The organism is Pseudoalteromonas aliena SW19, assembly GCF_014905615.1.
Classification (GTDB): Bacteria; Pseudomonadota; Gammaproteobacteria; order Enterobacterales; family Alteromonadaceae; genus Pseudoalteromonas; species Pseudoalteromonas aliena.
This window is the reverse complement of record NZ_AQGU01000027.1, coordinates 174,730-187,631: the sequence shown is the minus strand read 5'-3', so window position 1 is coordinate 187,631 and position 12,902 is coordinate 174,730. Positions and strand designations below refer to the sequence as shown.

12 protein-coding genes are annotated in these 12,902 nt (G+C 35.6%); 11 read left to right on the top strand and 1 reads right to left on the bottom strand.

Features of this window, described 5'->3' with window-relative positions; all coding sequences use genetic code 11:
• Positions 1-189 precede the first annotated feature (189 nt).
• The 11 genes from PALI_RS14130 to PALI_RS14080 all read left to right on the top strand — a co-directional run bounded on the left by PALI_RS14130 (position 190) and on the right by PALI_RS14080 (position 11,349).
• Positions 190-1,200, top strand: coding sequence for a Fic family protein (locus PALI_RS14130; protein WP_193156242.1), 1,011 nt, complete (start codon positions 190-192; stop codon positions 1,198-1,200).
• A gap of 927 nt (positions 1,201-2,127) precedes the next feature.
• Positions 2,128-2,613, top strand: a complete 486-nt coding sequence (locus PALI_RS14125) for a helix-turn-helix domain-containing protein (protein ID WP_193156241.1) — start codon at positions 2,128-2,130, stop codon at positions 2,611-2,613.
• A 253-nt stretch (positions 2,614-2,866) separates the two neighbouring features.
• The gene (locus PALI_RS14120; RefSeq protein WP_193156240.1) at positions 2,867-3,490 is read left to right on the top strand and encodes a hypothetical protein; all 624 of its coding nucleotides are present in this window, start codon (positions 2,867-2,869) and stop codon (positions 3,488-3,490) included.
• A 255-nt stretch (positions 3,491-3,745) separates the two neighbouring features.
• Positions 3,746-4,150, top strand: coding sequence for a hypothetical protein (locus PALI_RS14115; protein WP_193156239.1), 405 nt, complete (start codon positions 3,746-3,748; stop codon positions 4,148-4,150).
• Positions 4,151-4,271: 121 nt separating this feature from the next.
• Complete coding sequence (locus PALI_RS14110; RefSeq protein WP_193156238.1) at positions 4,272-5,138, top strand: glycosyl hydrolase family 18 protein; 867 nt, start codon at positions 4,272-4,274, stop codon at positions 5,136-5,138.
• Positions 5,139-5,437: 299 nt separating this feature from the next.
• Positions 5,438-6,313, top strand: coding sequence for a hypothetical protein (locus PALI_RS14105; RefSeq protein WP_193156237.1), 876 nt, complete (start codon positions 5,438-5,440; stop codon positions 6,311-6,313).
• A gap of 212 nt (positions 6,314-6,525) precedes the next feature.
• Positions 6,526-7,152 (top strand): hypothetical protein, encoded by a 627-nt coding sequence (locus PALI_RS14100; protein WP_193156236.1) that lies wholly within the window; start codon positions 6,526-6,528, stop codon positions 7,150-7,152.
• Between the two features lie 91 nt (positions 7,153-7,243).
• Positions 7,244-7,663: a hypothetical protein gene (locus PALI_RS14095; protein ID WP_193156235.1), complete on the top strand. Its 420-nt coding sequence runs from the start codon at positions 7,244-7,246 to the stop codon at positions 7,661-7,663.
• Between the two features lie 34 nt (positions 7,664-7,697).
• On the top strand, positions 7,698-8,273 hold the full coding sequence (locus tag PALI_RS14090) for a hypothetical protein (RefSeq protein WP_193156234.1): 576 nt from the start codon (positions 7,698-7,700) through the stop codon (positions 8,271-8,273).
• A gap of 120 nt (positions 8,274-8,393) precedes the next feature.
• Entirely contained in the window at positions 8,394-10,610 is a 2,217-nt protein-coding gene (locus tag PALI_RS14085) for a glycosyltransferase (RefSeq protein WP_193156233.1), read from the top strand.
• Between the two features lie 55 nt (positions 10,611-10,665).
• Positions 10,666-11,349, top strand: coding sequence for an EAL domain-containing protein (locus PALI_RS14080; protein WP_193156232.1), 684 nt, complete (start codon positions 10,666-10,668; stop codon positions 11,347-11,349).
• 73 nt (positions 11,350-11,422) lie between these two features.
• On the opposite strand, the gene PALI_RS14075 is transcribed toward PALI_RS14080, so the two are convergent.
• Complete coding sequence (locus tag PALI_RS14075; protein WP_193156231.1) at positions 11,423-12,607, bottom strand: BaiN/RdsA family NAD(P)/FAD-dependent oxidoreductase; 1,185 nt, start codon at positions 12,605-12,607, stop codon at positions 11,423-11,425.
• Between the last annotated feature and the right edge of the window lie 295 nt (positions 12,608-12,902).

The following is a 12,902-nucleotide window of genomic DNA, read 5'->3' as shown; positions in this document are numbered from 1 at the left end:
ATAAAAACACGCCATTTTAAGCCCTCTTTGTAAAGAGGGCTGTTTACTTTACAAATACTTAATAAAAACATAGGATAGATGTAAGGCTTTACTCTTTATTAATAATTTTAAATTATACCAATAGCGCTGACTTTTAAGTTTGATTAGCGTATCTTATAGATAGAATTTAAGCTTAAAATTTATTATTTCATGAGTCATTTTCAACCTCCCTTTACGATTACAGCAAAAATTATTCATTATATTTCTGATATTGCCGAAGCCCTTGGTAAGTTGTCTTTTTTTTATAATAAAAACGACATACATCAAGACCGCGAAAACATTGTCAAAAATCAGATTCAAAACACTCTTGCTATTGAAGGCAGTGATTTAACCCGCCCGCATATAAATACGCCACATCGTGATGACGACTCCTTAGTCGCTGAAATCGCCCAAGAAAAAAACGACATAGCTAACACCTATAATCAATTAGATAATTGGGATACAAACCTTTGCAATGACTTTTTAAGTGCGCATAAAACCCTCATGCTATCGCGAGGAAGTAATGCGGGTCATTATCGAACCAGCAATGTCGATAAAGGCAAAAGATTGCAAATGGCTCCACAAGCTCTGCATATACCACAAATGATGGAAGAGCTGTTTAGTTGGCTTGCTAGCTCAAAACAACATCCTCTTATAAAAAGTTCGGTGTTTCACTATGAGCTTAAATTTATACATCCCTTTGTTGATGGTAATAGCCGGATTGGGTGTATTTGGCAAACTCAAATGCTAAAGCAATGGAACCCATTATTTGCTCTAATGCCAATAGAGGGCATCGTCGCGACAAGTGAAGAGCAATACCACACAGCAATAAGTAACAGTACCGAAACAGGTGACTCTTGCGCCTTTATAGAATACATACTAGAAAACGTTTTATGTGCAGTTTTAACATTTGATGATTCATTATCAGACAAAAAACCAACCCCCCAACAAAACCCCACAACAGTAAAGCCCCAACAAACCCCACAAGTTAAAGCCTTAATAAACGTACTATCCCAAGCGAGTGATTCTTTAAATCGAAAGCAATTACAAGTAAAACTAAATTTAAAAGACAGAAAGCATTTTAGAGAACGCTACCTAAAACCAGCTATAGATGCCGCGCTAATTGAAATGACAATACCTGATAAGCCAAACAGCAAATTGCAAAAATACAGGTTAGTTTAATAAAAATAAGCATTTAAATAATGCAGCTATAAGCGCCAGCAGTAGTTTGTTTTAAGTGATAAAACGTGAAAGAGCAAAGATGATTTATAGCATATACCAAGGCATTAAATGAGGAAGTAATGAATAATTTAATCCGCCAGTACAACCGATAGTTTAATAAAAATCGCATTACTGGCGGTAAAAATAACAACAAAAATACGCTAAGATACAAAGATCAATATGCTTACAATACACCTAATTTCACTCAGGCTGACTATATTATGACTTCGATATGTTGAATACTAATCAAACAAAGTTAAGCCACTTACCTTTTTATAAAAGTACACATATGTTCAGCGACAATAAAATTAACCCGTAACAATATGTATAAGAATACCTCACAGCCACTGTGAATTTTATAAACCCTATAATACTAAGAATAATGTAAAAATAAACGTTTCTAAATTTTAACTCAAACTAGTCTTACTATTCATAATCTCCCTTGCTGTAATACTCTGTAATACCATCACAAAAATTCCTTCTATAGAGTGTTTATTTCCGTGAAACTAAACGGACTTATAATTCAACATAACGATAGGAAGAGTAATATGATGAGTAAAAAAAATATTATTAACAAATATAACATCAACTGATTTAAGCACATTATTAAACATACTAAATAAGGAAACCTATAACGTATTTCACCTACCGCCGAAGCAACTAGAGGCAGAGCCCCCCTTCCTATTCGACCTAATTATTACAGGTACGGAGCACTTATCGGTAAATAAAAAGCAAACCCCACTCTCTGATATAAAAGAAAAGATTACACACAAACAATTTATTACTCCACCTATCCTTGCATTAACTAATATAAATACAGACAACCGAACATCGTTATTTGAGCAAGGTATACATGATTACATTTTCACACCGATTATTGAGCCCGAGTTGTTGTTACGTGTCAAGTTAGCCTTGTTTTTTCAAAAGGAAGAGACAGCAATAACTGAATGCATGGCCTGTAGAGAAAAATCAAAACAGCTACTTTTACTAAAACATAACTTAAAACTTGATCCCATCTTCGCTTTAGCAGAAAAATCCGCAGCGTACCTATTGTCGGAAATGGCAAATGATATTTCAATATCAACACTTATTCGTCACATGGGCACAAATCGAAATAAGCTTTCTTTTGCTTTTAAAACCCACTATGGCGTCACCCCATTAAATTGGATTCGAGAGCAACGCATGCTGCATGCAGCACAGTTACTCACCTCTACAGATCAAACCATTTTAGCTATTTCTCATGCCGTGGGTTACCTAGATTCCAATAACTTTTCTACTGCGTTTAGAAGAAAATATCAATTATCCCCAGTGCAATATAGGCAAAAACAAAAAAGTCATCAAACAAAGAACACCATGCAAAAGGCAAAGGTATAAACACTGGGAGGTGGATAATGTTAACTCCTCTTCAAAGCGCTTGTAATTACTCAAAAGAGTTGAGAGGTAAAAGTACTTATGAGGAGAGTTCAAAAATAGCGTGTGGTCTTTTAACAGCCGTTTTGGCTGTTATTAGTTCACCTTTATAAAATATATAACGTTAATAATGTCCACTAATGGATTTTAACGTCATGTTATAGGTAATAAACAAAGCCTATTACAGATAAATTAAAAATAGATGTTGGAGAGAAATATGATTAGTGAAAATACTGTAGTAAATACGCAAATTATTGATGCAATTATTTTATATCACAGAAAAAAAATAGTGCCCGCAGGTGGTTTGGGTATTGTACTTAACGGTACGATTCTCGAAATCCCCTATGGATATAATAATGTTCAACGCGGCAGAATAGCAATGGCTAGGGGGCAATTTGAGATAACCCAAGTGACAAACTCGCTTGGCAATTTAGTAAACTTGAAAAGCTATAATCATGTCGGAAGCAATAAAACTAAACAAAAATATATCGATGCATTAAAAGATACTAACTTAAACAATAGTCAAGAACGTGTGTCTGCATTGATAATACTCACATCGGAATCTTGTAGATCACAAATGGTGTCTAGTGCCCTGACTATCCTCTTGAATAATGGACCAAACTTCGATGATGATGTCTGGGCTGGATTAGAGTTTGCTTTCAATAATTATGGTTCTACTGCAAAACATATGGGGTTTAATATTCAGGCAGGGGGAGAGCCATGGTCATGGTTAAGTTCTTCCAATTACCTAAGCTACATTCAAAGTGACACATTTACGGGAGATAAAGAGGTAGCCACTGCCCGAATAAATGCGGTGAAGAAATACATTAATCCAAACTAATTCTGTGCTCCAACTACTTAAGCCGTGTAGCATAGTATTTAATTAATAAATCGATTGACCTTACATTAACCTGCTGTTGCATATGATTTTTTCATCTTGGCGTCTAAGTAAGCACATTAAAAATTGGAAGACCAAAAATAATCCCATAACAAAACCTAAAACCCATTAAAACGGGTTTTAGCTCAATTGTTATAGGCAACTGAAGAAAGCCTATAACAATTAATGAGATCTAACAAATTATTGGAAACGAAAAATATGACTTACAGTTTTAAAGATGCAGCAAATGCAATGGTAATAAAAGAAATGGAATGTGGTGAAGGTATAAGGGTTCAATTTACACCTTTTTCATCTTGTCTTGGTGTGGTAAGTCGCAAAGGAGATCTACTAACAGGAATTCATTTAGTAGAAGTTGACATACAAGGTCAATTTAATGATGAAAAGGCGAATGCAGTTAAAGATAAAATAAATGGCTGCGATGAATGGTTTTTTGTCGGATTTGTAACAGATTGGGCATCTGGTAATACAAAAGATCAAGTCGATATAATAAAGACTGTTCCAAAGCAAAAAAACTCTGTTAATTTAGGTGATGGGGTATACGGGGCAAAATGGGAATTTAATGAACTGGCCTACCTAAAAGCGCCAAAGTATGTGAAATTGTAATAATTTTTCGCCTGTATGGTACGTATGGCTATAGCAAAATGTGTGCGTTTCAACTAAGCCTATAACAAAACCTAAAAATCATTAAAACTATTTTAGCAGTACTTAAATAAAAGGAACTACAATGAAAGATTATAAAGTCGTAGGATATTTCAATGGAAGTGTCACACTAGATAGCGTGACAAAATGCATCGGTGGTTATACAGATATTATATTTTCATTTTGGGTAAGCCCTGAACAGGGAGTTGCCGGCGCAGCTGCATCAGCGGTAGGTAACTCAGATATTATAAATTCCGTGAAGAAAGCGGGAAAAAAGTGTATTTTGGCTGCAGGCGGCTCAACTTACCTACCTGAAGTAGCAGATCTACAGCATGCTAAAGAGTATGGAAAAGCCCTTGCCGAATACGCCCTAGCAAACGGTTTTGATGGGGTAGATTTAGATATTGAAAATATTCAAATGAATCAGCAGACCTTACAATGGTTAGCTGCTGTGACGAACGCGATAGTCAGTGTCGCAACTGAAAAAAAAACCACGCTGCAAATATCTCACGCCCCTCAGGCACCTTACTTCCATAAGACCGAAGGCTATGCAAAACTTGAAGAGCTAACTGCTGGTAGAATCGATTACTACAATATTCAATACTACAATCAGGGATCTTATGCTTATCAAGCATATGAAGATTTCAGCTCTATGTTTGACATTGAATATCTAGGTGTAAGTAATGAAACATCAGTAAAAAGCATTATAACTCAAGACTCACCAAAGGTCCCCTTTGAAAAAGTGGTTATTGGCAAGCCTATCACTAAAGACGATGTCGGCAGTAGCAACAGTACTGGTTATATACCTACATGTGCGTTAATAGACATTTTGAATCAGGCTAAAGCACGAAAAATTCCATTTGGTGGGGTAATGGGTTGGAAAATTGATAGTGATATCGACGGAGCTTGGGGTGAAACTCTGAATGAATGCTTAAATGGAAGTAAAGCCTAATAACATCAAAAATATTGACATTAAAGCAATCAAGGTGAGGTCAAATAAAATTGCCCTTACCTTGATTACTTTATACTTCCCTCTAATTTATTTTTATTTTATCAACTGATTATAAATAACCTTTAAAGTAGCTAGATTTAAACCTCAATGTATAACCCTCCCATAATATCTATTTTATTTATCATTAAAAATGACGTAAGCAAAGAAAAAATAGTCTCATATAAAGGTTTATTATTTCGATATTTATATCATTCATCTGGCGATATCGCATAAATAATATATAAATATGGAGAAAATATATGTTGCATTATCAATTACAACAACTACAAGCAGTACCGTTAGCGGCTAATATTACAGCTGCAATAGAGGAAGGAGTAAATGGCATAACGGGATGGCACAATGTATTTCAACAACCCGCCTTGGCTGAATATCGAATTAAAGTCGTAACTACCGATCAATTGCCTGGTTTCAATGGCATAACAGTACCCAACCTATATCTGAATACGGCCAATAATATCGTTTACACAACGGCACTAGCTAGAAGGTTAGCTTTACTAGCTAATGATGTTGACCGCACCGATATGGTGATTTTTTTAAACTCAACCGAAATAAATAATAATACAAATCCTCAAAACTTTGCTCGTATTCTCGCTATGCATGAATGCTGTCATGGGTTAGGATTTCTAGGGCTATGTAATATAGTAAATAATGGCGCAGGTAATATTGGGCAATACTCAAGTGACAGCCTAATAGCTGCCATTCAACCCTTATTAAATAGGCTGGTTGCTCATTATGCTCTTGCTGATATAGGTGTTTTAATTCCATTTTGGAATGATCTTAACAATCCTATGAATCCAAATTCGGCAGCAAACCTCAATGGTCACCCGACGGTATTCTGTCAACTCTGGAATAATGCACCAGTCAACAATACACTATCGCTGGCTAATCGTTTGCGTGGTCTAAATAATACAGGTCTGCTAGCAGAAGATTTTCAACTTACAGCTAGTGGCGTGGCTTATGACTTATTTACTCCGATCCCTTTTATCCCTTTCACATCCGCTGACCACCTTCAAGCACATTATAATCACTGTTTAATGCGAGCAGGAGATATTCCTAATCAACCCGGCGGTGTCGATGCTATTACCATGGCAATTATGAATCAGTTAGGCTGGTAAAAACCCACTTTATATTGACAATTAATTAACAAAAGTGAATAAATCAAAGAAAAGTAAATGCCTGGCAAAGGTTTTAGTGAGTAATATCACCTAAATTAACTCCTGTGCTAAGCACTACTAGCGCCAAACGCTTTAAGCATAAATGACTATTAAATATAGAAAAAATTCTTATTTAATAATTTAACATTCAACTATAAAAGAGAAAATATAAAATGGCTCAAGAAAATATTAAATTAAACTTTATCAACCGCTCTAATGATATCAATAACAGTGAAGTGGTTATTTTTCAAAAAAACGTCGCGGAAACTTTTGACGAACTAGCTGTTGCTTGGCGAGTTATTCAAAATTGTGGCCGTAACGATAACCACCCTTTTAATTACCCGTTACAATTTCAAGTTTGTGCAAGTGATTCATATGGTAACTATTCACCAGAATTGACTGCCTATGAAGGTCAATCCTTTGAAATGGTCAAAGATACTTCTGGTGATGTGTTGAAAATATCACCAACACCTGCAGTCTCAGCCCAAGAAGTTGAAATAAAAAACAATTTAAGTACTGGTGCAATCAGTGGCAACATCTATCGTGATGGAAAGTTACTCGCAGCAAAAACGAATGTTGCGCCTGGTCAAAAGGGGGTATTCCAATTTAAGCCAAGTATATTTATTGGTACTGCTTCTCAAATCGTCGAAGGAGACGTTATGAATTCGGCTATTATTCAACAAATAAATACCGAGATTAACCTCTTTGGTATTCAAAGTGCTGACATTGTGATGACTGGCGGTGGTTCAGGACCTGGTGCGACAGCATTTAGTTTTCATTTAGAAAACATTAATAAATAGCAGTATAATCCAAATGTTGTAGGCTATTTATTTAGCCTCAACATTTTCATTTTTACACGCTAAGAAACTTACATTCATAAGGACAAATAACATGGCAAACGACCCAACTTCACAAACATGGCAATCTGGTGACTGGAGCAAACGTCCAAACTCGGAAGCCCCCTATAATGGTATCGAAATTTCCGGATTACCTGAGTACGATGAAAACGGCATGTTGATATCAGTAGCTGTAACACTCACCGATTACACACTTAATAAAGAAGGTGTTGCTAGCATTATTCCTGAACTAACCGTTTTTGCTGGTCGAGTTGATATTATTGCACCCATAGCGCAAACATCGCCACCTAGCTCTCCTCCTAAACCAAGTAGTGACTTCACTATAAAAGGCTGGGTCTCTCTTGAACCCTCTGGTGCTAATGTTTGCTTAAGGATCAATTTAAGCTACGGTTTAGAACACTTAAGAAGAGAAGAAATTGGTTACGTAATGTGTTTTGATTTAACAGCCGTTTAGTCATTGCTGATATACCATCAGGATTAAGAATACTATGTTTACTGATATTTGCTTTACTAACATGTCTACAAATAATCATCAGCCTAGGGTAACGCTATTCCAGCGGAACCTATTTGGAAATATTAACCAAATGCTGGCATGGAAGGTGATAAACAACTGCAATTATCAGTGGACCCACCCTTTTCGTATAAATTGGGCTTATGAGTATCAATTATTCGATGCTTACGGCAACGTTAGCGCTATAAATTCTTTATCTGCAAATAATAAGCCCGATATGGGAAACAGTGGTATTGCTATAGACTATCAACTTGACCATGTTATTTTTCAAAAAACTATGGAGAATAAAGTTGAGGGTATTAACCTTATTAAGAATAAACGCATTATTGCTGCTCAAAAAATTGACTCTAATAACCAAATAAAATTTGAGTTATCGACAACTGTTTATATTTGTGCTGATTTAAGAGCTCAACAAGGTGAACTAATTCATCCTAATGATTTAAACGTCAGTTTAAACAAGTTAGATATCTCCGAGAACAAGAAGGTCAACCTCATTATGCAAGGAGGACAACCTGGAGAACTTTCTAAACCATTAAAATTTTTAATGCGTTAATTACGTATTAATTACTTGCAAAATATTTCTATTTTCTCTCTTTTAATATGCGATAAGTGAACTACCCATCATTACTTCTATAACAAAACGGGAGTGAAAAGTTTTAAGGATAAACTGAAAATGAACAAGAATAATACGATAATTGGTGTTTATGTTGATTTTCAAACAACCAGCCTTCAACTACATAATGTGTTATACCACTTGCACCTGAATGCAGCAGAAGTTAAAAATGCGACACTACTTTTATTATTGGATCAGCCAAATGAGCAGCTTAAGCAAACTATTCAGCAATTGCCTTATTCAGTAATCGAATTAACCGCACAACAAAGCGGTCACGTATATTACTTTAACCAGCTTATTGCACAACAAGCCGACTATTATGTATTTATAACCTGCGAGATGTTACTGGCACCACATAGTCTTAAATTATTACTGTTAGAATTCACGCAAAACGAAAGTACCGGCTTAGTAGGCCCTTCAAGCAATAATGCTTGGAATCAACAAAGTTTGTACCAGGATGAATCTCCTAGCAATATTAATTTATTGCTACGAAGCCAAAAACTTCAGTATAAATTTCGCCCTAATTCCAATACAGAATCATTGCATCCATTATTAGAGTCTTGTTTTGTACTCAATAAAGCATTAGTTAACACTATTGGTTGTGCCGATGAAGATTTTAAAAATGGATTTTGTTGGGAAATAGACTACCAACAAAGGGCTATTGAGGCCGGATATGATGCTATATGGGTAAAAAGTGCCTATGCCCATAAATCCTACTTTACTGAAAACATGCACAGAGATAAAACCTTCGTAACAAACTCACGGTTGCTAAGCATGAAGATGGATAAATATTCAACTAAAGTAAAAGATTACTACTTACCACCAGAAAAATTAAATAGAGAAGAGAAACCATTAATATCTTGCATTATGCCAACGCGAGGTAGAGCTAATTTTGTCAAACAGGCTATTACCTACTTTTCACGACAAGATTACCCGCATACCGAGTTAATAATTGTCTATGATACGCTAACAGACTTACCGAAGGGTATTGAACAATTTAGTAATATTTATTATATAAAATCACCAGAGAACTCCAGCATAGGCTACAAACGTAATATGGCAGTAAAACTTGCTTGTGGTCAGATTATGGTGCACTGGGACGATGATGATTGGTATGCCAACAACAGATTGTCTGAACAAGCTAAGCCTATTTTACAAGGAGAAGCTGATATAACTGCCTTATATAATACTGTTTTTTTTAGCCCTTCTCGGTGGGAAGCATGGGAGACGAGTTCAGATTTATATAATGACATGTTTGTAAAAGGAGTGCATGGCGGAACATTGATGTATACACGTAAGTGTTTAGGTCACTCTCAATTTCTTGACATTTCACTACGCGAAGATGCTGTGCTGTTGGAAGAATTAATTAATAAAAAAGCACGTTTAGCAAAAATAGATGGCTGTAGTTTATTTATATATTTACGTCATGATACCAATAGTTGGTCTTTTGAAAGTGGTCAGTTTAAAGACAAAAATGGTTGGAGAAAGACTGATGTTTCTTCTTTATTGGCAAGCGATCTAACATTTTACCGTCAATATTATGAAGTTGCGCAAGAGGAAACTATTGCCCTACCACCGACAAAGCATCTTTTTGGGGATCAAAGCTCTTTACCCAAAGTATCCTGCATTATGCCAACCAAAAATAGAAAGCAATTTGTCGTCCAAGCAATCCAACATTTTTTAAAACAATCCTACGATAAAAAGGAATTAATAATTGTCGATGATGGCAATGATCCTGTAGATAAACTCATACCTTCTAATATAAATAACATTAAATACTTAAAGTTAAACTCACACCATTCTATAGGTAATAAACGTAATATCGCTAACGAGCTCGCCAGCGGTGATATCATTATTCACTGGGATGATGATGATTGGATGGCTAAAGACTGGATAGCTACACAAGTTCATGCTTTATTAAGCTCAAAAGGCGATATTACAGGGATAACCAATGTCTATTATTTCGATCCTGAGAAAAGGCTGGCTTGGCTTTATTCTTACCCGCAATCAGAGCGAAATTGGGTATTAGGCGGCTCGCTTTGTTATTGGAAAAAGTTCTGGACCAATAATCAATTTAAACACCAAACAATAGGAGAGGATGCAGAATTTTTATGGACAAAAAATACAAAAAAAATTATTCCTCATCAAGAATATTCAGGCTATATAGGTTTTGTTCATGGTGATAACACCTCACCAAAAGACACTAGTAGCCATTATTGGACTAAAGTTGATCCGCAACATATACAGACATTAATGAGTAACGATGAATCTATCTAACCTTAGGTTTCATAGATTAATCTTATAAGATTCGTATAGGGAATTAAAATATATTATGCATAACAATACTTCTTTTGCAATAATGCCAATTGTATCGGCCATAGATGGCGGAGCATTTGGCCAAGAAATTTTATTACGAAAATTTAACTCTATATCACTTGAAGTATTTAATCGTAATCCAGAACTGTATGCAGAGTTTTCATTTGAACTTCTCACTGAAATCTTCAAAATTGATGCAACTAAAAATATAAGAACAGAATCAGAGCTGCTATTTATAAACTTTACTGTGAAACAGTTCTTATCAGCTGGCACACTAGATTTTTTAATCAATGCGCATACAACAAACACTAAGTTGCACAATATTGTTATCGAAATTACAGAGCAAGAATTACTCTACACCGATGTACATATACAAGAACGAATATTACTTTTTAAACGTTTTGGTTGCCTGTTTGCCATTGACGATTTTGGAACTGAACATTCAAATTTTAAAAATGTCTTTGACCTTAACCCAAGTTATATAAAGTTAGATGGCGACATGATTTTTCAGTATTGCCAAAACGACGTTTGTACTGCTCCGCTTATTAAGTTAGTCGCTTTTTGTCAACAACTAGGCGCTAAGGTTATAGCTGAAGGCGTTGAAAATATTGATATATATAAAAAAGTGAAAGATATGAACATAGATTATGTGCAAGGATATTATTTAGGAAAACCAGAGCTAATCCCCTCAAAAGAGTAAACTAAAAATGGGCAACAATAACAAGGGATGGAACGCTCATCCCAAGGTTACAAACTTTATGCTCCTAAACAATTTAACAATACTGCCCTGCTGCGAAACCACAGCTCCACGCATACTGAAAGTTATAACCGCCTAGCCAACCCGTTACATCAGTTACTTCGCCTATAAAGTATAGGCCTTTGGCTTTTTTAGCTTCAAACGTTTTAGAGCTTAGCTCGTCAGTGTTTACACCACCGAGTGTAACTTCTGCTGTTCTATACCCTTCTGTGCCATTGGGTTTAACTTGCCAAGCGTGAATGTAATTTACTAACTCATCTATTTGAGCATGTGTAAGCTGGTTAATATTACAATCAGGAATGGCTTTACTCTCATGAAGAATTTCTATAAAACGCTTTGGTAGAATAGTCGCAAGGCTATTTTTTAACGACTTTTGAGATTGCGTTTCACGCCAATTGGCAAGTTGCTGTCTTAAGTCTATTTCAGGTAGTAAGTTTATAGTTACAGCTTGCCCTGCTCGCCAAAATGAGCTGATTTGTAGTATTGCAGGTCCCGATAATCCACGATGCGTAAAAAGAATATTTTCTTTAAATACAGTGCCGTCTTCGCTTGAAACTTCACATGGGATACTAATTCCCGAAAGCCCTTCAAAGCGATCTTTATCGTGCTGATGCAAAGTAAATGGCACAAGTGCAGCCATTGTTGGCAATACATTTAAGCCAAACTGCTCAGCAACTTTATAGCCAATTGGGGTTGCACCTAGTTTAGGCATCGTTAAACCACCCGATGCAATGACTAACGACTCACAGTAAAGCGTTTCTTGCTCGGTCACTACGCAGTAACCATTATCAGTTTTTGATACGCTGATCACTTCGCTACGTAACTTGATATTTACCCCAGCCCACTCACATTCGGTCAGTAAAATATTAACAATGTCTTGTGCGTTATTATCACAAAACAGCTGGCCAAGAGTTTTATGGTGATAAGCTAAACCATGTCTGTCCACCAGCTCAATAAAGTCATGCTGGGTATAGCGACTTAAACACGATTTAACAAAATGTGCATTACTGCATAAGTAGTTATCTGGACTCGCATTTTCATTTGTAAAATTACAACGCCCACCACCACTTATTAAAATTTTACGACCGGGTTTTTTACCCATATCAAGTACAGTAACGCTTCGACCTCGGTACCCTGCTTGTGTCGCACACATTAATCCGGCAGCTCCCGCGCCTATTACTATTACATCTACTTGGGCCATTAATTTATCTCACTAAAAAATTTTTTCGATTATAGCAAATTTAAACATGTCCAACGTATCGAATTAATTATTAGTAATTACACAACAAATTAAATGTATTTAACTTACTAAAAGTAAAAAAGCATAAATAAACAACACTTTTAAACTATTAAAAAGAGTATTGAAACAACAAAATGACTATAAAAGCACTGTAAACTCTCGTTATAACCAAATTAAACAGGTACATAATGAAATGATATTTTAACTTAATTAACAGATCGTTTACTTTAATTCCCTTCTCGCAGGTTTTGTCTGC